Raw genomic sequence first — 24202 nt, 5'->3', positions numbered from 1 at the left:
TTAACCCTTTCTTATAGCGTAATAAAATAATGTTTAAATTATATCAAGTTTTTCGCTTTTTCATACATATATGTGTTTATAACATTCGAAAAAGAGTGTTTTAATGTATAATATTATTTATGATTTACAATATTGGAGACGTAGTAATTGCAAAAGTAATTAAAACTGGTAATAAGTTTATTACCACAAAGACAAAAGATGGTTTTACATTTTTTATTGACAAAAGAGAAATATCTGATTTCTCAAAGAAAAATATTTATGAAATGTTTTCTATTGGTGAAACTATTAATTTTATCGCATTGAAAGTTACAACCGAAAATAACCAAAAAATTGGATATGGAAGTTTTAAAAAAAATCACCCTAATGAACTTAAAGAAAATATATCAACTAGGTTAAAAGAAACGCCCAATGGCTTCAAAAATATTTATGAACATTCTCAAAAAATGTTTAATTCCGAAGATAAATAGAAGAAAGAATAAAAATGAGTAAAATTTTTATTAATTGAAATGAAGAGAATTTCAATGACCCTTTAAAAAACAAAGAAATAATAGAAAAAATTAGATCTTTAAATTTTGAAGGTTCAGAAAACTTATATTTTGATGACATAGCTATTAATTATTCTATAAACGGTATTGTTGATATCATAAAGTATTGTAACAATATATATAAAAACGGGGTAGAGCATTTAATTGTATGAGCATCTCAAACGACTCAAAAATTAATTAATAGTTGTCTTGATTTTGTTTTAGGAAAAAATAATTTTCATAATGAAAACAAAATAAAATTGCACTTTATTGATGGATACGATAAGTTAACTATAACAAAACAAAAATTAGATAAGTATTTCAAGGAAGATAAAAATAATAAAATAGCCATTATTTTTCTAGATGGGTTCATTGAGCTAAACGAAGGCAAAATCAATCAAATGATTAACTTAATATTATCTAAGTTTAGCGAAAAATCTAGTGACTTTTTGATTAAAAAAATGATTTATTTCATAGGTAAGAACGAATGATTTCAACATTTGAAAAAGCACAAAATACCAAATAATAATATTTTTATTGTATCCTCTGATATTAATGAAAATTATTCCTTTTTTTCAGAAATTTCTCTGATAATTTTAGCAACACAAGGGATAAATATAAAAAAATTAGTTGATGGTTATAAAAGCAATTCAACAAAAGTTTTAAATCATGATTTATACTTTAATTCAGCATTAAAGCTTGCATTTTATTTAAATCAAGATATATCAAAAAGTAAAAACGGAAAAATAAATGCATTACGAAACATTAATCTCTTTGTTTCGTATGACTCTTCTCTTAATATATCTAGTAATCTTTTTTCGCATCTTTACAATCCTTTAACAATCAAACAAAATACTTTTTCAGATTATGCGTTTTTTCCGACCGACATATCAAAAATAGGTCAATCCGTTCTCTCTAATAAAATACCTAAATTAATAATATACTTAACATTTAAACAAAATAATTTTGATTTTCAATCTTCATCAATTATAGATGAAGACGATCTTCTTTCTAATTTTGAGCACGTTACTTTGAATCAAATAAAGAATGCGAGTTTAAATGCTTTTAATGATTATTTACTTTCATTTAACGAAGCAACTGACGTATTAAGAATTGATTTCGAGAATCAAAGCGAGGAAGTTTTTGGAGAGTTTATTTCAATACTATATTGATCTAAAATTTTTTACGGCATAATCAATAATATCAACCCATTCAAAACAAAGTAAGTTTCTCTTACTTTTTTTATCATGTTTTTGCTAAAAATTTATAAAAATAATTATGATATAATTATAAACATATGTTATTAAATGGGGTTGATCTAACGAGAATTTCGAGGTTTAAAGATAAATCTTTGAGTTTTGCTAAAAAAATTTTATCAGTAAATGAATTTCAAGAATTTCAAAAGCTTAGTGATATTGATTCTAAATCATTATTTCTAGCAAGATCATGAGCAATAAAGGAAGCTATTTTTAAGGCTGATAATCAATACTTTAACTTTTCTTCTATTGACCTTATTAAAATTAATAAAAGGTGAACTTTTAAAGATTTTTCAATTTCTATAAGTCACGAAGGCGACTTATTAATAGCATTTGTAACAAAATTAGTTAAATAAATTAAGGGGGCATAAATGACAATAAACATAAAACTAAAACAAGTTTTTTTAAGTATTCCGTGACTATTTAGATTTCTGTCATTGAGGAAACTTGCTAAAAAATACAAAAAAACTCCAGAACTTGTTCCTGACTTTGAAAGATACAATAAATTATTAAGACTTTCAAAAAAACTTTTAAAGATGTACAATATCGATTTAGAGGTAAGGGGAATTGATAACTTACCTAAAAATGGACCTGTTTTAATAGTGCCGAATCATAAATCATACACTGATGTTCTTGCTTTAATCGTGGCTTTAGAAAAAAGCGAACACCATGATAAAATCGAACAAAGAATCCCTACTTTTATCGCAAAGAAAGATTTGGATAAATCATTTACTACAAAACATGCTTTAGCACTTTTAGATACATTTCTTATCGATCCTAATGACTTTAGAAATAGTTTAAAAGCAATGAATAACTTTTCAGAATTTATAAGACAAAATAAAACATTCGGAATTGTGTTTCCAGAAGCACACAGAATTGAAACAGAAGATTTAGGGGAATTCAAACCAGGAGCATTTAAAATAGCTTTACAATCATACTTACCTATAGTTCCGGTAGCTATACAAGGTACTTTAAATTCTTTTAAATCATCTAAAAAAGGAAGAAGTAAGGTTATTGTTTCTTTCTTGCCTATTATAAAAGCAAAGGAAGTTATTACCCAAGAACCTGCTTCCATAGCTGAAAGGGTGAAAAATAAAATAGACAATGAATTAAAAGGAATAAAATAAAATGGCAAAAAAACAAACTATAGATTATTCCTCAGATTATGTTTTTAGAATAAATGAATTTGATGGACCTTTAGATTTACTTCTTTCGTTAATAAAAGAGAAAAAAATTGATATTATGGACGTAAATTTAATAGAGTTAGCTAATCAATATATCGAGATAATCAATAAAATAAAAGAATCAGAAATTGATATAGCAGGTGACTACCTTCTGATGGCTTCTACTCTTATAAATTTAAAGGCAAAGATGATTCTTCAAGAACCAGATAACATTGATGAAGAGGTAGAGGAAGAAAAAAAGGTTTTTTTACAAGACCTTATTGAATATCAACAATTCAAAAATATTCAATCAGCTTTGAAAACCTTTCAAGACAATAGGAATAATATTTATATAAAAAAACAAAGCGATATTTTGGAATTCATTCAAGATAATAATGATACTAAGTTAGATGGACACTCAAATCCTATGACTTTAATAACTACTCTAAGAAGAATGTTTGAAAGAGTTTATGCAAAAGAGTTAAGAAAAACTAAATTAGAAAAATTTAATATCACGCCATCTGAGATGTTTCCGTTTATAAAAGGTTTGCTTGCACAAAAAGAGAGAGTTGAGTTTGAGGAGGTGTTTAATCAACCAACAATACAACATTTCGTTATAACTTTAATTGCACTACTTGATTTAGCAAGACAACAATATCTTATCATCAATCAGAATGAACAATTTGATACAATTTATATAACTAGAGGGGAATATTATAATGAAAAATAAAATTTTAGAAGCTTTACTCTATGTTCAAGGTGACGAAGGGTTAACACTTGAACAAGTTAAACAAGTATTTAATTTAAATAATACTTCAGAAGCTAAAAAAGTAATGCAAGATTTTCATAAATCATTTAATGAAGAAGATAGAGGAATTAAAGTCGTTGTATATGATGAAATATATAAGTTAGCGACTCGTGAAACAGTAAGGGAATATGTTTCTAAGCTAGTTACAATAGTTAGACCAAATAGATTATCAAATGCAGCCATAGAAGTTGCTGGTATTATAGCTTACAAACAACCAATAACTAGATCACAAATAACAAAAATAAGAGGCGGCGCAGCTTCTGATCAAGTTATTAATACCTTGTTAGTTAAAGGGGTTATCGAGGAAGTAGGTATTTCTCCTACACCAGGTAGACCAGTTTTATATGGTGTAACAAGTAAGTTTTATGACCACTTTAGAATCTCTTCGTTAAGAGATCTACCTAAAATGGATGACTTTAATTATGTTGATGGATTGGAAAATGAACATAGTGACTTTGATTTATTTTCAAGTCAACGTGAAGATAATTAAACTCGAAAGAGTTTTTTTATTTAATTGTTTTTTTATAGTTCACTTTGATGATTTTTGTATTTAATAATTGGAGGTAAAAATGAATAAAACTTTATTTTATTTTTCAAACCTGCATAAAGGAGAGAATTATAAAATCTATACGTCAATAAAAAATACAGATAAAGTTGATGAAAATAAAATGAATGAGTTAGAAAGGAAATATGAAGAGATTGGCATTAAATTTATCACTATGCTTGATAATGAATATCCAACTACATTATTAATGAATTCAAAACCACCATTTGTAATCTATTATAAAGGTAACATAGATAATTTAAACCATTTTAATAAGGTATATTTAGTTAACGAAATACATAATTTAGATACACAAAAAAATGTAAGAGAAAATATATCTCAATTAGTTAAAAATACCGTATTAGTAACTAACGGTTATAAGGATACTGAAAGAGAATTCATAGATGAATATAGAAATTTAAAAGGAAAAATAATTCACATTGCTAAATCAGGAATTGATGATTTTAATTTTAAAGATTTCGATTTTGCGAATGAAGTTGTCATTAGTCAATATCCAATCGAAACTCATGCTAGAAAATACTATTTTAAAAGCGATAATCATTTAGCATCAATAATTGCAGATCAACTTATATATTTTTCTTCATCTGAAAAATCTAAAACTCACAACTTAGTTAATTACTTTTTGGACGTCGGAAAAGATATTTCATGCTTTCCTGGCACAAGCATTAGAGACGGTAATAACGAATTAATAAAATCTGGTGCTAAATTAATAACCTATATATCAGAAACAATTGCAATATAAAAACAAGCCTTAGCTTGTTTTTATTAATTTTTTCTTTCAGTGTAAACAGAAACATACTTTCTATTTCTTTTGCTTTCGTATTTTACATAACCATCGATTAATGTAAATAAAGTGTCATCTGAACCACGTCCAACATTTTCGCCAGCGTGAATTTTTGTTCCTCTTTGACGATAAATAATTGAACCAGCTGTTGCAAATTGTCCATCACCTAACTTAGCACCTAGACGTTTTGAATGGGAGTCACGACCATTTCTGGTAGAACCACCGGCTTTTGTCTTTGCCATTTTCTAAATATTATCCTTGAATTGATGTAATTTTAACACGTGTATATGGTTGACGGTGTCCAAGTTTTCTTTTGTGTGTAGACTTTGCATTGTGACGGTAAACAACGATTTTTTTCGCTCTACCTTGTTTTTCAATAACACCTGATACGACAGCATTTTTAACTAAAGGTGAACCAACCTTTGAACTTTTTTCTGAAACAACAAGTAAAACTTTATCGAATTTAACTTCAGATCCTTCTTGTCCTTCAACTTTTTCAATATAGATTGTTTGACCTTCTTTAACTAGAAGTTGTTTCCCACCTGTTTCGATAATTGCTAACATGCAATACCTCCAATTAGTGGCTCGTCCTTGAGGTGAGACATAGCTACTTAAACCTTTTTGGAACGGTTACTATAAGAGTAACTTTCATATTATACAAAAAATATATGAAATGAATAATATAAAATTTTAATTTTATTGATCTTTTAAATGATATAATTTTTTTATGAAAAATAGTTCTAAAAAAGACATTTTGAAATCATTATGTAAAAAAAATAAATGAGACTTTTCTTTATTTGAGAAGTATGTTAACTTAATTGAAGAAAAAAACAAAGTAATGAATCTAACCGGGTTCTCAGGGGAAAGATTGTGAGAAGAAGGAATTTGAGAATCATTAATTTTTATGTTGCAAATTGTTAAAGACAGAAATGGATTGAACATATTAGATATTGGTGCTGGTGCTGGATTCCCTTCTATCCCTTATGCATTAACAAAACCTGAAAATAAGATTTTTATTTATGAACCATTACAAAAAAGAGTTTTATTTTTAGAGCTAGTAGTAAATGAGTTAAATTTAAATAATTATGTTGAAATAAAAAGAACTAGAGTTGAAGAAGTTGAAGATAAAAATCTTTTTGATATAGTTACAGCAAGAGCGGTTTCAAGTGTAAGAGGGCTTCTTATGTCATCCTTTCATTTAGTAAAACTAAATGGGGAAATGTCTTTATTAAAAAGCAAAAAAGTTTATGAAGAAATTGAAGAGGCACAACCTATTTTAAAACTTATAGATCATTCTATAAATATTGAAGAATTCCAAGAAGATTTTTCAACAAGAGAAGATAAAATTGTTATAATTAAAAAATTAAGAAGTACACCGCCAATGTTTCCTTTTGAATGAAAAGAAATTAAAAAAGTAGAAAAAATAAAATAAAAAAATGAATTATTTAAATATTAAATAGACAAATTATACTTTTAATGCTATTTTATAGGTGTTTTTACTTGGATATGATAAAAAATAAACTATAATTATGTTATATTAAAATAAAATACATAGGAGATGAATATGACAAAAAAAGAGTTTGTTACTCAAGTTTCAGAAATGACTGAAGATACATTAAAATTATCACCAAAACAAGTTGACCAAGTTCTTGATACAATGTTATTTGTTCTTAAAGAACAATTATTAGCTGAAGATTCAGTTAGATTATCACACTTTGGTATTTTTACAACTGTTGTTAAACCACAACGTACAATTATTAACAGATTTTCAAAACAAGAACAAGTTGTTCCACAAAAACGTGTTATTAAATACAAACCTTCAAAATACTTACGTGATTTATTAGATTTTAAATAATTTTTATTCAAAAATATTTAAAATTCCAGGGAATTCTAAGAATAATTGCTTAGAATTCTTTTTTATTTCTTCATAACTTATACTTTTAAAACCCTTGCTAATGCAACTATTCAAAAATTGAAGATTCAATTTAAAAAATGTATTATTAGTACTAAAAAATAGTACAACAAAAGCTGTGCCTCCATTTTTATTTATTAAGTTTAGATATTGTATTTGGTGTTCTTTTATGTTACTTAAATCAAACCTATTTTCATTGCAACTTTTTGCTTCAAAACAAACAAATGCTCCATTAAACATTCCGATATAATCAACTGTTGACTTTTTAGAAATATAGCCTTTATTTATTATTAAATGATTTTTCTGATGTATCACTTTGTTAAAACTTATATCTAAAGTTTTTTTCTCTATGAAAGCATAATTATTGGTTCAAAAATAACTAATAGTTTTATTAATAATTTTTTCTAAAAACATTCCTCTATTTTTAATCATATTTAGTTAATATTCTTTTATTAAAAAAGTACAAAAAGAAAACTTTTTTTGATAAAATTAATATTATTAAAACGGAGGATCAAGAATGAAAAAACAAGTTATTATTGGAAATTGAAAAATGAACAAAAACTTTAATGAAACTTTAAGTTTTTTATCAGACTTTTCAAATTTATTTAATCAAAAAAGAGATCTTATTGAAAGTGGTATTAAATTCGGAATTGCTGCACCTTTTACAAATTTAGCAGCATTTAAAGAAAACAAAGTTAAAGAACTTAAATTAGCTGCTCAAGACATGTCTAAACAAGTTAAAGGTGCTTATACTGGTGAAGTATCAGTAGAAATGTTAAAAGACTTAGATGTTCAATATGTTATATTAGGCCACTCAGAACGTAGAGCTTACCACAATGAATCAAATGAATTAGTTTATGAAAAAGCTAAATTAGCACTTAGCAACGGATTAACACCTGTTATTTGTGTTGGTGAAACATTAGAAGAATATGAAAAAGGGATTACAAAAAAAGTTGTTGAAGAACAAATTAAGGGTTCTTTAAATGATCTAGATCATTCAAAAGTTATTATTGCTTATGAACCAGTATGAGCTATAGGTACAGGTAAAGTCGCTACTCCAGAAATAGCACAAGAAGTATGTAAATTTATACACGAAATTACATCTAGTGATTTAGTTGTACAATATGGAGGAAGTGTTTCACCTAAAAATATAGCTGAATTATCATCTCAAAAAGATATTAATGGTTTTTTAGTTGGTGGAGCATCATTAGAACCAGAAAGCTTTGTGCAATTATTAACTCTTGGTAAATAAAATCACTTTATGTGATTTTTTTATTAGTCAAAAGAAAACAATTTCAATATGTTATTGATATTTTTTTATTGTGGTAAAATATTATCACATGCCCGAGTGGTGAAATTGGCAGACACGCTAGACTAAGGATCTAGTGGAGCAATCCGTGCAGGTTCAAGTCCTGTCTTGGGCACCAAAAAAAATATTGGAGTTTTTATGGATAAAAACAAAAACAAAAAATGTTCATGCAGCAATTGTACATGTACAAGTTGCACATGTAATGCATAGTGTTTCACTATGAAAAACCAGGTTAAATAACCTGGTTTTTCAATTCGATAAAAAATAATATATTTTCTTTGGAATAACTATAAATATTATATAATAATCAAGCTTATATGGCGGTCGTGGTGAAGTGGCTAACACAGCGGGTTGTGGTCCCGTCATTCGCGGGTTCGAATCCCGTCGACCGCCCCATTTTTTTATACTTTTTTTAGTAAAAAATAACTTGGATAGCCAAGTTATTTTTTAAATTTTATTTAAAAATCTTTTCTTCAGATGCATTAACAACTTCTTCGAATGAAGCACCAGCATTGGCTAAAACATATCCTGAGAAAGTATTTTCTACAAATGAACCTTTAGAAACATGTACTTTTTTATCAACTACCATAGATGCTATTGATTCAGCAGCTAATGAAGCTGAACCTAAATCTGAAAAAATAAAAATTTCATTAATTTCAGGGTTGCTTTCTATTGTTTCTAAAATTTTCATAGGCTCAGTTCCAATTTCTTGTCCGTTATTTACACCACCTAAAAAAACTATCTTTACATTATCTTCGTTAATTGGTAACATTTTATTCAAATATTCAGAAACCGATTTTGCTAATTCATAATAATGGCTAATTAAAATAAAAAGCTTTTTATTCATTATAATTCCTTTATTAAATGTTTAAGAATAACTGAAGATGTAAATGAACCTGGGTCAATAGTACCTAATGAACGTTCTTTTAAATATGATGCTCTGCCTTTTGTTGCCACCATATTTTCTGTTTTTTTAACTAACTCGTCAATATAATTAATTAATTCTTTTTTGGTATTTTCTGATATTTCTGGAAGTGAATTTAACTTTTCACTCAAAGGTTTTCAGACATCATACATTGTTTTTTCACCTAAAGTTACTTTACCCAACATTTCTAGGCTACCTGCAAAATTAGAAACAAAGTTTTTTAGTCCGTCAAATGTAATAAATTCTTCGCCCTTAAAAGCACTTGAACCTTTCATAAATGCCATACCATATAATGGTCCTGATGCACCACCAACTTTAGCCATAAGAATTCTCCCAATTTGAGAAAAGAATGATTCTAAAGTTAAGTTATCTACATTAATTTCGGTTACTGCAGCAAAACCTCTTACAATATTAAAACCATGATCACCATCACCAATTGCTTGATCTAAACTTGAAATATAATCTTCATTTATTTTAAGTTCTTCATAAATATTTTTTACAATATCATGAGCTTTATTTATATTTATTTTCAAGATTTAACCTCTGTTTTTTCATCTAATAGTTCTTTTAATTCGTTATCAAGTTTTAGAAGGGAAATAGAAACACCTTGCATTTCTAATGATGTCATAAAGTTTCCTACATTACTTTGGTAAACTTTTATATTTTTAGAAGCAAGATAGTTATGTGCATCATTTGCTACGATATATAATTCCATTTCTGGAGTTCCGCCTAAACCATTAATCATTAATGCAACTTCTGAATTATTATAATCATAGTCTTTAAGAATTAAATCAATCATTTCTTGAACAATTTCTTTTGATGACTTAATTGTTTCTCTTTTAATTCCGGGTTCACCATGAATTCCTAATCCAAATTCAATTTCTTTTTCATCCAGTTCGAAAGATTTTTTACCTGTTGTTGGGATATAAATTGAATTTAATGAAACTCCAAAAGATCTCACATTGTCAATAACTTTTTGAGCAACTCTTTTTACTTCTTGCAATGTTGCACCTTTATGAGCTAATGCACCAGCAATCTTATGTACATAAACAGTACCAGCAATACCCCTTCTTCCGATTGTTCATGTTGAATTTTCAACCGCAACATCATCATTAACTAAGACTGTTTCTACTTCTTTACCATTAGCTTGTGCTAATTGTTGAGCTATTTCAAAATTTAATTTATCTCCTGTATAATTTTTGATTATTAGTAATGTACCCGCTTTAGAGTCTAAAGCATTAATAGCCGCTTCAACTTGATCAGGAGTTGGTGAAGTAAATACTTCTCCAGCGACTGCCCCTGATAACATACCATTACCTATGAATCCCATGTGAGCAGGTTCATGTCCTGAACCACCACCAGAAATAAGCGCAACTTTATTTTGATCAAAGTGTTTGTTTACTAAAACATTAAATCCTTCAACTCTTTTTAAATTAGCGTTGGTTTTAGCTAAACCTTGTAACATTTCTTCTACGATATTTTCTTTTTTGTTAATAAATTTTTTCATGGTTACCTCTATATTATTTTTATATGAATAAATTTGTGCAGTGCACAAATTTTTAATATTTATTAAAATGCAGGAATGTGTGCTAATGCACCAATTAAAGCACCACCTAATAAAGGAGCAATAACTGGTACTCATGAATATGATCAATTAGCTCCAACATGTTCTGATTTTCTGTTTGATAAAACGGTTAATTCCATTAAGTAATAAACAACTCTAGGGCCAAGATCTCTAGCCGGATTAATTGCATAACCAGTTGATGAACCAAGTGACATACCTATTGACATAACTAGTAATGCAACAGGAATAGGCCCTAAATTACCAAATGAAGTTTTTCCTAACGCAAAGATAACTCCGATAAGAACTAATGTTCCAACTAATTCATATGAAAAGTTAAATAAAAGTCCTTTTTCTTTAAAATTATCGTAAGCTGGTCCTGTAGCATGTGAACCACGTACAGATCCTAAATCAGTTTCTTGAATGTGTCTTCAATTAATGAAGTTTAATACAAGTTGAGCAACTATTGCTCCAGCAAATTGAAGCGGAATAAATGCTAATTCACTGTAATTTTTAAAACTATTTGAAACAAGTGAAAATACTGTAACAGCTGGATTTAAGTGAGCTGGTCCACCTAAAGCAACAGCAACAATAACACCAACAAGTACAGCTAAACCTCAACCTATAGCAATAACTGCTCATTTTCCAGGTTGATTTGCAAACATTTTTTTTGCAGATACACTGTATACAACACCATTACCTAGTAAAACAAGTAATAATGTTCCTATAAATTCTGATAAATAAATCATATTATACCTTTCTATTCTAAATCTTTTGTTCAGTTTAAAGTTTTCTTAACTGATAAATCTCAACCCTTTAGAAGTTTGTCAATTTGTTCTTGTGAAAACTTTGGTTCAAAAACTTTTTCTGCTTTATTTAGTGTTTTAATCTCTTCAAGATCTTTTCAATAACCAACAGCTAATCCAGCTAAATATGAAGCACCTAAACCTGTTGTTTCGATGATTCTTGGTCTTTCAACTTTTAAATTAGCTATAGATGATTGGAATTGCATTAAATAATTTGATTTTGAAGCACCACCATCTACTTTCAGAAGAATAATAGGTTTACCTAAATCTTTTTGCATAGCTTTAATTAAGTCATTTGATTGATAAGCTATTGAATCTAAAGTAGCTTTAATGATATGTTCTCTTTTTGTACCTCTCTCTAAACCAAATATAGCTCCTCTTGAATTAGAATCTCAATACGGAGCACCAAGACCTGTAAATGATGGAACAACATATACTCTTTGATCATCATCTACTAAAGATGCAAAGAAGTCTGATTCAGCAGAATCATATAAAACTCTTATAGAATCTCTTAACCATTTAATTGCTGCACCAGCAATGAATACTGATCCTTCTAGTGCATAAACTGTTTTTTCACTACCAAGTTTTCACGCGATAGTGGTAAGTAGTTTATTTTTTGATTTTACTGCAGTATTACCTGTGTTTACTAATGTAAAACACCCTGTTCCATATGTATTTTTTACCATACCTACTTCTGTACACATTTGACCGAATAAAGCTGATTGTTGATCACCAGCAACACCAGTAATTGGAACTTCACCTATAGCTTTATTAGATCAATGCTGTGGTTTTACGTATCCATAGTGTTCTGAAGAAGATTTTACTTCTGGCAATATTGAACGCGGTATTTCTAATAAATCTAAAATTTCTTGATCTCAATCTAAAGTATGAATATTGAAAATCATTGTTCTAGATGCATTTGAAACATCAGTAGCATGAACTTTTCCATCAGTTAGTTTTCACATTAGTCATGTATCAATTGTACCTGCTAATAACTTACCTTCTTTAAACTTTTGTTGTGCTTCAGGAACGTTTTTTAGAATTCATCGTATTTTTGTTCCACTAAAATAAGGATTTATTATTAAACCTGTTTTTTCGGTTATTTTTTCTGACCACCCTTGATCAATTAAACTATCACAATATTCAGTTGTTCTTCTATCTTGCCAAACAATGGCATTGTAAACCGGCAATCCTGTTTCTTTATCCCAAAGAACAACAGTTTCACGTTGGTTTGTTATACCAAGAGCCGCTATATCATGAGACTTGATTTTTGCTTTATGCTTTGCTGATTGCATTGTAGAAAGTTGAACGTTTCAAATTTGAAGCGGATCGTGTTCTACTCAACCAGATTGAGGAAAATATTGATTAAACTCTGCTTGGCTACTAGCCACTATTTCACCACTATGATTAACAACTAAAGTACGACATGATGTAGTACCAGAATCAAGTGTAATTATGTATTTGTTTTCCATTTTTCTCCTTAGAATTTAACTTTAAATTTAGCGTTATAATTTGGATTTTTTTCTAATTTTAACCCTGCAGCTTCAACAAGTTTAGCAATTTCAATAGCAATGGCAGGTGCTGAGGCTATTGCAGGAGATTGCATACCAGCCGCATTAATAAATTTCTTATTATCTTTAGCTGATCTAATAACAAAATCATTAGTCTCAATATCAATTGGTCTAGATCCTGCTAATGTCATCTCTGTTTTTTCTAACCTAATTGAAGGAATAATTTCTTTTCCAATTTGCCCAATATAATCAAATTTTTCTTTTGTAACTAGTCTGGTTTCTTCTTTAGGAACACCTTCTTCAGCTGTAGGACCTACTAAAACTCTTCCATCGAGCATTGGAGCAACTATAACACCTTTACCATAGATGGTTGGGACTTTAAAACAAATCGAGTTAACAATTCCTGCTTCAGTTCTTGATAAAATTCTATATTCACCTCTTCTTGTTGTTTGTTTAAAATCACCATATCCAGCTTTTTCAGCTAATACATCTGCGTAGTGACCTGCGGCATTAATAACTACTTTTGAAATAACTTCTTCACCATTTTTTAGCTTAATAATAAATTCATCATTTATAAACTTGATATCAGTTACCTCAGAATTCGTTTTTAGCTCGGTACCATTTTGTTCACTAGCCCCCATAAATGCATATGTTGCTCTAACTGGGTCTATAGCTCATGAACTTGTGCAAAGTAATGCTCCCACAACCTTAGGATTTACATTAGGTTCTTTTTTAAGAACTTCTTCTTTTGATATTACCCTAAGAAATTCTTTTGGAACTTTGTTAATTAAACCTCTATCATATAGCATATGAACATGTTTCATTTCTTCTTCACTAAAAGCCAAAATCAACGAATCTACTTGTGCTTTCGGAAAATCTAAATCTTGAAATATTTTTGTTCTTCAAAGTTCGTTACCTAAAACATTTAATTTTGCTTCTATCTTGTGTGGTTCAGGATCAAAACCTCCATGTATTGCCCCTGAATTTCCTTTTGATGTTTCATCTGCAAAAACGGGATTTCTCTCTAGTAATAATGTTTTTAATTTATATTGTGATAACTCATAAGCGATAGCACCACCTATGATTCCTCCACCAATAATAACTAAATCATATTTATTTTTCATAATTTCTCCTGTTTCATTTTTGTAAATCTAGTTATAAAAATTTACGGAAATATTATAAAGATATCAAAAAAGGAAAAGTAATTTTTTTTCTTTGCTTGACTAGTCAAGTAGAGAAATTGTGCAAGTTTTCATAATTTTATGAAAAAATATGAAAAAGACTTTAAAAAGTATATTAAATTAAATTTTTAAAAAAATACTAGAAAATATAGATGATTTTTTTGTAAAAAAGAATCTAAAAAAGAAAAATTTTTGGAATATAAAATAGTTTTATGACTAGTCAAGACGTTTCTTTTTTAAAAAAGAAATAAAAAACTAGCTATGCTAGTTTTTGTATTATTTAGATTTTTTTTCTAAACGTTTATTGAATTTATCAATTCTTCCAGTTGCTTTAACTTGTGTTCTATTTCCTGTAAATACAGCATGGCAACCTGAACAAACGTCAACAGAAAAGTTTTTTCTTACTGATTTAAAAGAAAAATTTGTATTACATGTTGAACAAGAAATTTTTACTTCATGGTATTCTGGGTGAATATTTTTTTTCATATCATTTCTCCTTAAATATTATTATTTAGAATAGAACTCTACGATTAATGCATCTTTTATTTCTTGATGAATTTCGTTTCTTTCTGGTAATCTATCTAATTTAACTGTGAAGTCTTTTCTTGTTAATCATGCTGAAGCAGGTTTTGCTTCTAATGATTCTGTAATTTGTTTATTTGTTCTTGATTTTTCTCTTAATTCAACTACATCGTTTAATGAAACAACCATAGAAGGAATGTTAGCTTTTTTACCATTTAAAGTAAAATGTCCATGATTAACTAATTGACGAGCTTGTCTTCTTGTTGAAGCAAAACCTGCTCTATACACTAAGTTATCTAAACGAACTTCTAATAATTGTAATAAATTTGTACCTGTAACACCTTTTAATTTAACTGCTTTATCAAAAGTTTTACGAAGTTGTTTTTCACTAATACCAAATAAATGTTTAACTTTTTGTTTTTCGTATAAGTGCAATCCGTAATCTGATAATTTTACTCTTTTATTACCGTGTTGTCCTGGAGCGTAAGTTCTTTTTTTACCTTTTGCAAATTCTTTCCCATTTTCTAAAATTGAGAAACCTAAACGACGAGATTTTTTAAAAACTGGTCCTGTATATCTTGACATATTATTTCCTCTTTCTTTCTGCACTATTAAGAGGGTCTATTTCTATTCGAATTAATTTGATGCTTAATGTTTTCAATTTAATCAGCTAATTTACTTACAAAGTTTGACATGCATAAATTATATAAAACAAATATAATAGACTGCTGTTTATAATGCTTTAGTATTTTATCATAAATTCCTAAAAAAAGAAATAAAAAAATGCTCCTAATGGAGCTTATTCTCTGAAAACTGAATAGTAAATAATAATCTATTAAAATGTCTTGAATACATTTCTTTTAAACCTATCAATTTATTAGTAATGGTCAGCTAAATGTATTACTACACTTACACTTCCATCCTATCAACCTCGTAGTCTACAAGGAATTTCAAGGGAATACTTATCTCTGAGGAGGCTTCCCACTTAGATGCTTTCAGCGGTTATCCCTTCCGTACTTAGCTACCCAGCTATGCTCCTGGCGGAACAACTGGAACACCAGCGGTACGTCCACTCCGGTCCTCTCGTACTAAGAGCAGCTCTCATCAATATTCCAACGCCCACATCAGATAGGGACCGAACTGTCTCACGACGTTCTGAACCCAGCTCGCGTACCGCTTTAATTGGCGAACAGCCAAACCCTTGGAACCGACTCCAGCTCCAGGATGCGATGAGCCGACATCGAGGTGCCAAACCTTGCCGTCGATGTGATCTCTTGGGCAAGATAAGCCTGTTATCCCCAGGGTAACTTTTATCCGTTGAGCGACTGCCGTTCCATGACGTACAGCCGGATCACTAAGTCCTGCTTTCGCACCTGCTCGACTTGTAGGTCTCGCAGTCAAGCACACTTCTACCTTTGCGCTCTACATACGGTTTCTGACCGTATTGAGTGTACCTTTGAACGCCTCCGTTACCTTTTAGGAGGCGACCGCCCCAGTCAAACTACCCACCACGCACTGTCTCCCCGCCGGATAACGGCGGCAGGTTAGAAACTCAACATACCAAGGGTGGTATTTCAAGGTCGACTCCTCTAAGGCTAGCGCCTCAGCATCACAGTCTCCCACCTATCCTACACATGTTAGGCCAAGTTCCAATACGAAGTTGTAGTAAAGCTCCATGGGGTCTTTTCGTCTTGATGCGGGTACCCAGCGTTTTCACTGGGACCATAATTTCACCGAGTCCAATGTTGAGACAGTTGAGAGATCATTGCGCCTTTCGTGCAGGTCAGTATTTAGCCGACAAGGAATTTCGCTACCTTAGGACCGTTATAGTTACGGCCGCCGTTCACCCGGGCTTCATTTCAACGCTTCGCATAAAGCTAACGCATCCACTTAACCTTCGGGCACTGGGCAGGCTTCACCCCCTATACATCACCTTGCGGTTTAGCAGAGAGCTGTGTTTTTGATAAACAGTTGCCCCTCACAATTTACTGTGGCCAACTTTTTAGGGTTGGCACCCCTTTTCGCGAACTTACGGGGTTAATTTGCAGAGTTCCTTAACATTGGTTTTCTCGCTCGCCTTAGAATACTCATCTTGGGAACGTGTGTCCGTTCTCGGTACAGGCACCCTGACATTTAAACGTTTAGAAGCTTTTCTTGGAAGCATGAAATCACACAATTCAAACCTAAGTTCTATGCATCATAACTCCCGGTTATAGAATACGCATTTAACTATATTCACCAGTTGTTATTTACCCCTAAATCCAATAATAGGTAGTGTTATCCTTCTCCGTCACTCCATCACTATGCCAAGGTGGTACAGGAATATTAACCTGTTGTCCATCGGATACGCTTTTCAGCCTCTCCTTAGGCCCTGACTAACCCTGGGTGGACGAACCTTCCCCAGGAAACCTTTCCCAATAGGCGTCGTGGATTCTCACCACGAATCGTTACTCATACCGGCATTCTCACTTCTTAGCGCTCCACCAGTCCTCACGGTCTGACTTCGCCGCACTAAGAACGCTCCTCTAACGTACTTTCGTACCCGTGGCTTCGGTATTATGTTTTACTCCCGTTACATTATTGGCGCAAGATCTCTTGACTAGTGAGCTATTACGCACTCTTTAAAGGGTGGCTGCTTCTAAGCCAACCTCCTAGTTGTTTATGAAATCTCACAACCTTTCTGACTTAACATAATTTTGGGACCTTAGCCGACGATCTGGGTTGTTGCCCTCGCGAGCCGGGACGTTAGCACCCCGGTTCCGACTGCATGACAATACACAATGGTATTCGGAGTTTGATTATAGTCAGTACCGCTAGGCGCGGCCATTCCATATTCAGTGCTCTACCACCAAAGTTTAACATCACACGCTAGCCCTAAAGCTATTTCGAGGAGAACCAGCTATCTCCAAGTTCGATTGGAATTTCTCCACTATTCACAAGTCATCCGGGCACTTTTCAGCGTACTACGGTTCGGCCCTCCACTTGGTGTTATCCAAGCTTCAGCCTGCTCATGAATAGATCACATGGTTTCGGGTATATATCAACATACTAAACGCCCTATTAAGACTCGATTTCTCTACGGCTCCGCTTTTTTCTGCTTAACCTCGCATGTTAACATAACTCGCCGGTCCATACTGCAAGATGTACGCCATCAGCCATTAACGGCCTCTGACTAATTGTAAGTAAGTGGTTTCAGATTCTATTTCACTCCCCTCCCGGGGTTCTTTTCACCTTTCCCTCACGGTACTAGTTCACTATCGGTGTCTGGTTAGTATTTAGCCTTACCGGATGGTCCCGGCAGATTCAGACAGGGTTTCACGTGCCCCGCCCTACTCAGGATACTATCAGAAGTTTTTGCCATTTCGCATACGGGAGTATCACCCTCTATGCTAAAGTTTCCCAACTTTTTCTGCTATAACAAAAATTTGTAACTTCGTGTAGATAGTCCTACAACCCCATCATATAGATGGTTTGGGCTCTTCCACGTTCGCTCGCCGCTACTGATGGAATCATTATTTATTTTCTCTTCCTGTTGCTACTAAGATGTTTCAGTTCACAACGTGTCTCGCTATCAAGACTATTTATTCATCTTGATGCAGTTAGAAATTACTCTAACTAGGTTTCCCCATTCGGAAATCCCCGTATCGTAGCTTATATCCAGCTCCACGAGGCTTATCGCAGGTAATCACGTCCTTCATCGACTTCCAGACCCAAGGCATCCACCACAAACTCTTACTTATTTAAAAGATCAATATTTTCCTATTGTTGTTGATGTATTCAAAGACATTTTAATAAATTATTTAAAAAATAATTACTCGGTATCACAAAACAAATTGACTAATTTATTTTTATTGATGTCGTTGTTATATTAATTTATCTTTACTATTCAGTTTTCAAAGAACAAAGAGAGAAATTCTCTCAAAACTAGATATACTGTCGGGTTATCTCGACACATGACATTTAAAATAATAATTGATAACCATGTAAAATAGGTAATTGTTACTAAAATGAATTGTAACTTAATGTACTCCGTAGAAAGGAGGTAATCCATCCCCACGTTCTCGTAGGGATACCTTGTTACGACTTCACCCCAGTCACCGGCCCTGCCTTAGGCAGTTGTCTCCGTAGTTAACAAAACCGACTTCGGGCATTACCAGCTCCCATGGTGTGACGGGCGGTGTGTACAAGACCCGAGAACGTATTCACCGTAGCGTAGCTGATCTACGATTACTAGCGATTCCGACTTCATGTAGTCGAGTTGCAGACTACAATCCGAACTGAGAATGGTTTTTTGAGATTTGCTTGACGTCGCCGTTTTGCTTCTCTTTGTACCATCCATTGTAGCACGTGTGTTGCCCCACTCGTAAGAGGCATGATGATTTGACGTCGTCCCCACCTTCCTCCCAATTACTCGGGCAGTCTCCCTAGAAAATTAACTAAGGACAAGGGTTGCGCTCGTTGCAGGACTTAACCGAACATCTCACGACACGAGCTGACGACAACCATGCACCATCTGTCATTCCGTTAGCCTCCACTATATCTCTATAGCTTTGCGGAAGATGTCAAGAGTGGGTAAGGTTCTACGCGTATCTTCAAATTAAACCACATGCTCCACCGCTTGTGCGGATCCCCGTCAATTCCTTTAAGTTTCACTCTTGCGAGCATACTACTCAGGCGGATGATTTAATGCGTTAGCTGTGCCGATAGTTCTACTATCAGCTAATCATCATCGTTTACAGCGTGGACTACCAGGGTATCTAATCCTGTTTGCTCCCCACGCTTTCGTCTCTCAGTGTCAATATGTGCCCAGTTAGCTGCCTTCGCCATGTTGATGTTCTTCCTAATATCTACGCATTTCACCGCTTCACTAGGAATTCCGCTAACCTCTACACAATTCTAGCATGCCAGTATCCAACGCAATTTGGGGTTGAGCCCCAAGTTTTCACGCCAGACTTAACATACAACCTACAGACGCTTTACGCCCAATAATTCCGGATAACGCTTGCAACCTATGTATTACCGCGGCTGCTGGCACATAGTTAGCCGTTGCTTTCTGACAAGGTACCGTCAAGGCAATAGCATTTCCTCTACTGCTTTTTCTTCCCTTATAACAGCAGTTTACAACCCGAAGGCCTTCATCCTGCACGCTGTGTCGCTCCATCAGACTTTCGTCCATTGTGGAAAATTCCCTACTGCTGCCTCCCGTAGGAGTCTGGGCCGTATCTCAGTCCCAGTGTGGCGGATCAGTCTCTCAACCCCGCTAAACATCATCGCCTTGGTAAGCCATTACCTTACCAACTAGCTAATGTTCCGCACCCCAATCTTTTAGTGAAGCTTTAAAGGCTTCTTTTATATATAGTTCATGCGAACCATATAAGTATCCGGTATTAGCGATAATTTCTCATCGTTGTCCCAATCTAAAAGGCATGTTAAGTACGTGTTACTCACCCATTCGCCGCTAAGTTCCGAAGAACTCCGCTCGACATGCATGTATTAGGCACACAGCCAGCGTTCATCCTGAGCCAGGATCAAACTCTCGAAAAAATTGACTGTCATGTTTTGTGTATATCTAGTTTTCAAAGAACTTCATTTTTTAAATGTGCAACAAAATTATAATACAACTTTTTAAAAAACAAAAAAATATTTAATAAATTTTTAAATTGAATAAATTAATTTTTTTAATTGAATGCTTTTTATTATTTAATCCATTTTTTTCAAGTCTAATAACAACTGCATTAACTTGTGTATTACTGCTACTTACATAAAATCTCTCTTTAGAATCTGGATGAATAATCTTGTTTTTTACTTCAAATACTCTTGCTCCTATCGCAGAGTCTATAGGACCCGTCATACCTACATCGGTAATATATGCTGTACCATTTGGTAGAATATGGTCATCATTTGTTTGAACATGTGTATGAGTACCAACAACTGCATCAACTTTTCCGTCAACATGTAATCCAAAAATATACTTTTCACTTGTTGTTTCTCCATGAAAATCAATAAAGTGAAAATCAGTTTTTTCCTCATTCTCAATAATATTATCTATAGCTTGTAAAAATGAGTTAGCTGAAGATTGTTCTCACGGGTATCTTAATTCATTAAACGAAATACCCATCATTGATGTAATTCTTAAAGTAAAGTTGTTAATCTTAACAATTCTTGTTCCTTCGCCTGGATATCCTTCTTCAACATTGTATGGTCTGGCAATGTCATTATTATATATAACCTTTTCGATATTGTGGTTAGCTCAAACATGGTTACCCATTGTAAAAAAGTTAATACCAGCTTTTTTTAATCTTAAATAGTCAAAGTCACTTAAACCTTTTCTTCCTGTAATATTTTCGCCTTGGGCAATTACAAAATCAATATCGTGTTCTTTTTTGATTTGATTTAAGTATTTTTCAATAGTTACTATTCCTGGTAGTCCAAATATATCACCTAAAAAAAGAATATTTATGTAATTTTTGTTTTGCATAATATAATGATATTACAATTTATTTTTTAATTTAAATAAAAAAAGAAAATTAAAAAATTAATTTCCTTTGTTTTTTAGTGAATCCAAAATTTTATTTTTTAATTCAATGTTATCTTTAATGTATTCTCTCATATTTTTCTTACCTTGTGCTATATTATTGCCTTCAAAAGAATATCATGCACCCTTCTTATCTAAAATACCTTGTGATACCCCGATATCTACTAATTCGCCCAATTTATCTATTCCTTCATTGAAAAGTAGTTCGGTTTGTGCTGTTTTATAAGGGGCTGCAAGTTTATTTTTAACAATTTTAAATTTGATTTCATTTCCCGAAATATCTTTATCACCTGAAAGTTGTGTTCCTTTTCTAACTTCTATCCGTATGCTTGAGTAAAATTTCAATGCTCTACCACCAGGTGTTGTTTCTGGGTTTCCGAAAATAACGCCAACTTTTTCTCTTATTTGGTTAATAAAAATAATTGTTGTTTTATTTTTATTAAGATTACCAGTGATTTTCCTTAATGCTTTTGACATCAATCTTGCTTGAGCTCCTATTTGTTGCTCATTCATTTCTCCGTTTAATTCAGCTAATGGAACTAAAGCAGCGACACTATCTACAACTATTAAATCAATATTTCCTAGCCTTGCTAAAATATCTACAATTTCAAGAGCTTGTTCACCTGAGTCTGGTTGCGATAAAATTAAACTATCTGTATTCACACCAAGTTTGCTTGCAAAAATTGGATCTATAGAATGCTCAGCATCAATAAATGCAGCTATTCCACCTTGCTTTTGAATTTCAGCAATTGCATGAAGTGATAAAGTTGTTTTCCCTGAACTTTCAGGTCCATATATTTCAATAATTCTTCCTTTGGGATATCCACCAATTCCTAAGATATCATCTAATATATAACTTCCACTATGAAATGTTTCAACAGAAACATCAGGAACTTGTCCTAGCAACATTATCGATTCTTTTCCAAATTTCTTTTCTATTTGATTTATTGCTGATTTTATAATTGATTTATTTTGATTTAATTCTTTATCTTCTATCATTAATCCTCCAATATGAAGGTAACTTTTTTTATATAAGTGAACTAAAAAAGAACAAATTAAAGTTTAAAACTTGTTTTAGCCACTTTTTCTAAAGAATCTGAACCGAATTTTTGTTCAAACTCTTTGATTTGTTCTTTTACTTTTGAACTAGCTCCTAAAAGAAAATCAAAATCTCACTCATTTCTTTGTGCTTCCATTATCTTATTTAGGTGAGCTCTTGCTAGTATTGATGCACAAGCAACAGATAAAGATATAGTTTCTGCTTTTTCTATAAATGTTATTTGGTTGTATTTATTGTAAATATCATTAAATTCATTAATGAAACTGAACTTATCTTTATATTTGTTTATAGAATTTATAGTTGAGTATTTGTCAATAATTATTTTTTTTGAATTAATGTTGAATTTTTTATCAAAATTAATGATTGATTGACTATGTATAAAAAATTTAATTTCATTAGCATTAAATTTTTTATTAGTAAGTTTATTATAACCACTTTGTGATAATGTGTATATAAAATGTGGTATTTTATTTTTTAAAATAGAGGCTATTTCATTAATTTTTGATTGTGATAATAATTTAGAATCCTTTACACCTAATTGCTTTGCTCATTCATGCATTTCTATCGGCAACAATGCAGCACATGAAATAACAGGAGTGAAATAATCTCCAACTCCTGTTTCATCTATGCCTAAAATATTTTCTTTGTTAATATCAAAATCTAGATGATCAAGAAAAAACATTATTCTTCCTCTGCTTGTCTAACTTTTTTTCTTTTATCATTTGATTTTTGTATTTCTAATTCTGGGTTGTCTAAGAATTTATTTATATATCATCCAACTCCACCTTCTTTGTTTGATTTAGAAATTCTTACTGTTGCATATCTTTTTACATCTTTTGTAGCATTACCCATAGCTACAGAAACATTAGCCACTTTGAACATTGGAACATCATTAAACCCATCTCCAAGAGCAACTGTATTTTCTGTTTTGATATCGTAATATCTAATAAGCATACTTAATGCTTTACCTTTATTCGCAGTGATATTTGTCATATCAAACACAGGGCTTAGTCCTTCACCCTTAGATCAATATGAAAATTCTGCTAAATCACCATATCTTGCTTTAAGATAGCATCTTAAATCTTCAACATCTGTGTCTTTTTTAACATCAAAGATTATTCCAGTTGGCATTAAAGGTATTTTATGAAAATCTAAACCTATTTTCAATTTTGGTGTAGTTGAAAATCCGAATACTTTTTCAAGATCTTCATCTCTATGTTGTAATTGAACTCAATCTGGTCCTTCAATAGCAATATTCGAAATTTCTTTTTGAACCTTTTCATCACCTAATATATATAAAGCTTCATTTAGGTTTAAATATTTTATGTAAGGAATAAAAGCATCATCATTAGGGTGGTGAATGTGTGCACCATTATAGTTCGAAACAACAGTATCAAGCCCTAAAGCTTCATAAATGAATTTAGTGCTTCTTCATGGACGACCAGTTAAAATACAAACAACATGACCTTCATCTTTTGCTCTTTTAATTGCAGCAATAGTTTGGTCATGCACCTCACCAGTAGCACTTGAACGTAGTGTAGTTCCATCTAAATCAATGGCAAATAAATATCTTTCTTTTTCCATAATTTTCTCCTTTTTTATTATTAATAATTATTAAGTATTAAATTTCATGAATGTCTTATTTAAATTTTAACATAATAAATAAATTTTAATTGATATATTAATACCTTTAATTATCATCTGTAATACACAGTAGTTGTCTATAATACTTAAATTAAAATTTTAAAAAATATTTCAGACTTAAATCTGAAATATTTTT

General features: G+C 31.5%; 25 protein-coding genes, 2 tRNA genes and 2 rRNA genes. 12 read left to right on the top strand and 17 right to left on the bottom strand.

Translation table 4 applies throughout. The features are described 5' to 3' along the window. Nucleotides 1-119 precede the first annotated feature (119 nt). The 7 genes from AXW82_RS00310 to AXW82_RS00280 all read left to right on the top strand — a co-directional run bounded on the left by AXW82_RS00310 (nt 120) and on the right by AXW82_RS00280 (nt 5058). A complete protein-coding gene (locus tag AXW82_RS00310; protein ID WP_004794245.1) occupies nt 120-467 on the top strand; it encodes a S1 domain-containing protein in 348 nt (115 codons plus the stop codon). Nucleotides 468-481: 14 nt separating this feature from the next. Then, nucleotides 482-1750 (top strand): hypothetical protein, encoded by a 1269-nt coding sequence (locus tag AXW82_RS00305; RefSeq protein WP_004794243.1) that lies wholly within the window; start codon nt 482-484, stop codon nt 1748-1750. A 71-nt stretch (nt 1751-1821) separates the two neighbouring features. Further along, nucleotides 1822-2136 carry a 4'-phosphopantetheinyl transferase superfamily protein gene (locus AXW82_RS00300; protein WP_004794242.1) on the top strand — a complete coding sequence of 105 codons (315 nt, stop codon included), beginning with the start codon at nt 1822-1824 and terminating at the stop codon, nt 2134-2136. 15 nt (nt 2137-2151) lie between these two features. Next, nucleotides 2152-2907, top strand: coding sequence for a lysophospholipid acyltransferase family protein (locus AXW82_RS00295; protein WP_004794240.1), 756 nt, complete (start codon nt 2152-2154; stop codon nt 2905-2907). Nucleotide 2908: 1 nt separating this feature from the next. Beyond that, nucleotides 2909-3673: a segregation/condensation protein A gene (locus AXW82_RS00290; RefSeq protein WP_004794238.1), complete on the top strand. Its 765-nt coding sequence runs from the start codon at nt 2909-2911 to the stop codon at nt 3671-3673. Further along, the gene (scpB, locus tag AXW82_RS00285; protein ID WP_004794236.1) at nt 3663-4241 is read left to right on the top strand and encodes an SMC-Scp complex subunit ScpB; all 579 of its coding nucleotides are present in this window, start codon (nt 3663-3665) and stop codon (nt 4239-4241) included. The genes AXW82_RS00290 and scpB overlap by 11 nt, the downstream gene beginning before the upstream one ends. A 79-nt stretch (nt 4242-4320) precedes the next feature. Further along, on the top strand, nt 4321-5058 hold the full coding sequence (locus AXW82_RS00280) for an LOG family protein (RefSeq protein WP_004794233.1): 738 nt from the start codon (nt 4321-4323) through the stop codon (nt 5056-5058). Nucleotides 5059-5081: 23 nt separating this feature from the next. Here AXW82_RS00280 and rpmA read toward each other — a convergent pair whose 3' ends face one another. Both rpmA and rplU read right to left on the bottom strand, forming a co-directional pair. Beyond that, nucleotides 5082-5342 carry a 50S ribosomal protein L27 gene (gene rpmA / locus AXW82_RS00275; protein WP_004794230.1) on the bottom strand — a complete coding sequence of 87 codons (261 nt, stop codon included), beginning with the start codon at nt 5340-5342 and terminating at the stop codon, nt 5082-5084. A gap of 10 nt (nt 5343-5352) precedes the next feature. Further along, nucleotides 5353-5664, bottom strand: coding sequence for a 50S ribosomal protein L21 (gene rplU, locus AXW82_RS00270; RefSeq protein WP_004794228.1), 312 nt, complete (start codon nt 5662-5664; stop codon nt 5353-5355). Nucleotides 5665-5827: 163 nt separating this feature from the next. Between rplU and rsmG the strand changes: the two genes are divergently transcribed. Together rsmG and AXW82_RS00260 are read left to right on the top strand one after the other, a co-directional pair. Beyond that, nucleotides 5828-6532 (top strand): 16S rRNA (guanine(527)-N(7))-methyltransferase RsmG, encoded by a 705-nt coding sequence (gene rsmG / locus AXW82_RS00265; RefSeq protein WP_004794226.1) that lies wholly within the window; start codon nt 5828-5830, stop codon nt 6530-6532. Nucleotides 6533-6664: 132 nt separating this feature from the next. Further along, complete coding sequence (locus AXW82_RS00260) at nt 6665-6955, top strand: HU family DNA-binding protein (RefSeq protein WP_004794224.1); 291 nt, start codon at nt 6665-6667, stop codon at nt 6953-6955. A gap of 3 nt (nt 6956-6958) precedes the next feature. Here the strand turns inward: AXW82_RS00260 and recU are convergent, their stop codons facing one another. Continuing rightward, nucleotides 6959-7444 (bottom strand): Holliday junction resolvase RecU, encoded by a 486-nt coding sequence (gene recU, locus AXW82_RS00255; RefSeq protein ID WP_004794222.1) that lies wholly within the window; start codon nt 7442-7444, stop codon nt 6959-6961. Nucleotides 7445-7529: 85 nt separating this feature from the next. On the opposite strand from recU, the gene tpiA reads away from it, so the two are divergent. The 3 genes from tpiA (at nt 7530) to AXW82_RS00240 (ending at nt 8717) form a co-directional block, all read left to right on the top strand. Further along, nucleotides 7530-8264 (top strand): triose-phosphate isomerase, encoded by a 735-nt coding sequence (gene tpiA / locus AXW82_RS00250; protein WP_004794220.1) that lies wholly within the window; start codon nt 7530-7532, stop codon nt 8262-8264. A 90-nt stretch (nt 8265-8354) separates the two neighbouring features. Continuing rightward, nucleotides 8355-8439, top strand: a tRNA-Leu gene (locus AXW82_RS00245). A gap of 202 nt (nt 8440-8641) precedes the next feature. Then, nucleotides 8642-8717: transfer RNA gene (locus AXW82_RS00240), tRNA-His, on the top strand. 58 nt (nt 8718-8775) lie between these two features. Here the strand turns inward: AXW82_RS00240 and AXW82_RS00235 are convergent. The 14 genes from AXW82_RS00235 to AXW82_RS00170 all read right to left on the bottom strand — a co-directional run bounded on the left by AXW82_RS00235 (nt 8776) and on the right by AXW82_RS00170 (nt 24006). Continuing rightward, on the bottom strand, nt 8776-9168 hold the full coding sequence (locus tag AXW82_RS00235) for a PTS-dependent dihydroxyacetone kinase phosphotransferase subunit DhaM (RefSeq protein WP_004794217.1): 393 nt from the start codon (nt 9166-9168) through the stop codon (nt 8776-8778). Further along, nucleotides 9168-9779, bottom strand: coding sequence for a dihydroxyacetone kinase subunit DhaL (gene dhaL, locus AXW82_RS00230; RefSeq protein ID WP_004794215.1), 612 nt, complete (start codon nt 9777-9779; stop codon nt 9168-9170). Before dhaL ends, AXW82_RS00235 begins: the two co-directional genes overlap by 1 nt. Then, nucleotides 9770-10753: a dihydroxyacetone kinase subunit DhaK gene (dhaK, locus tag AXW82_RS00225; RefSeq protein WP_004794213.1), complete on the bottom strand. Its 984-nt coding sequence runs from the start codon at nt 10751-10753 to the stop codon at nt 9770-9772. The genes dhaL and dhaK overlap by 10 nt, the downstream gene beginning before the upstream one ends. 62 nt (nt 10754-10815) lie before the next feature. Continuing rightward, nucleotides 10816-11556: an MIP/aquaporin family protein gene (locus AXW82_RS00220; RefSeq protein WP_004794211.1), complete on the bottom strand. Its 741-nt coding sequence runs from the start codon at nt 11554-11556 to the stop codon at nt 10816-10818. An 11-nt stretch (nt 11557-11567) separates the two neighbouring features. Next, the gene (glpK, locus tag AXW82_RS00215) at nt 11568-13085 is read right to left on the bottom strand and encodes a glycerol kinase GlpK (protein WP_004794209.1); all 1518 of its coding nucleotides are present in this window, start codon (nt 13083-13085) and stop codon (nt 11568-11570) included. Nucleotides 13086-13093: 8 nt separating this feature from the next. Then, nucleotides 13094-14248 carry a type 2 glycerol-3-phosphate oxidase gene (glpO, locus tag AXW82_RS00210; RefSeq protein ID WP_004794207.1) on the bottom strand — a complete coding sequence of 385 codons (1155 nt, stop codon included), beginning with the start codon at nt 14246-14248 and terminating at the stop codon, nt 13094-13096. A 333-nt stretch (nt 14249-14581) separates the two neighbouring features. Continuing rightward, the gene (gene rpmE / locus AXW82_RS00205; protein ID WP_004794205.1) at nt 14582-14791 is read right to left on the bottom strand and encodes a 50S ribosomal protein L31; all 210 of its coding nucleotides are present in this window, start codon (nt 14789-14791) and stop codon (nt 14582-14584) included. 21 nt (nt 14792-14812) lie between these two features. Next, a complete protein-coding gene (gene rpsD, locus AXW82_RS00200; protein WP_004794204.1) occupies nt 14813-15412 on the bottom strand; it encodes a 30S ribosomal protein S4 in 600 nt (199 codons plus the stop codon). Nucleotides 15413-15683: 271 nt separating this feature from the next. After that, nucleotides 15684-18573, bottom strand: a 23S ribosomal RNA gene (locus AXW82_RS00195). A 289-nt stretch (nt 18574-18862) separates the two neighbouring features. Beyond that, a 16S ribosomal RNA gene (locus AXW82_RS00190) occupies nt 18863-20371 on the bottom strand. The 16S and 23S rRNA genes sit together here, the layout of an rRNA operon. 100 nt (nt 20372-20471) lie before the next feature. Further along, complete coding sequence (locus AXW82_RS00185; RefSeq protein WP_004794189.1) at nt 20472-21305, bottom strand: TIGR00282 family metallophosphoesterase; 834 nt, start codon at nt 21303-21305, stop codon at nt 20472-20474. 57 nt (nt 21306-21362) lie between these two features. Further along, nucleotides 21363-22361 (bottom strand): recombinase RecA, encoded by a 999-nt coding sequence (gene recA, locus AXW82_RS00180; protein ID WP_004794187.1) that lies wholly within the window; start codon nt 22359-22361, stop codon nt 21363-21365. Nucleotides 22362-22417: 56 nt separating this feature from the next. Beyond that, the gene (locus AXW82_RS00175; protein ID WP_004794185.1) at nt 22418-23104 is read right to left on the bottom strand and encodes a ribonuclease HIII; all 687 of its coding nucleotides are present in this window, start codon (nt 23102-23104) and stop codon (nt 22418-22420) included. Further along, nucleotides 23104-24006: a Cof-type HAD-IIB family hydrolase gene (locus AXW82_RS00170; protein WP_004794184.1), complete on the bottom strand. Its 903-nt coding sequence runs from the start codon at nt 24004-24006 to the stop codon at nt 23104-23106. Before AXW82_RS00170 ends, AXW82_RS00175 begins: the two co-directional genes overlap by 1 nt. Between the last annotated feature and the right edge of the window lie 196 nt (nt 24007-24202).

The organism is Mycoplasmopsis canis PG 14 (assembly GCF_001553195.1).
Lineage (GTDB): Bacteria > Bacillota_I > Bacilli_A > Mycoplasmatales > Metamycoplasmataceae > Mycoplasmopsis > Mycoplasmopsis canis.
The sequence above is the reverse complement of the archived record's forward strand: the minus strand, read 5'-3'. Positions and strand labels throughout refer to the sequence as shown.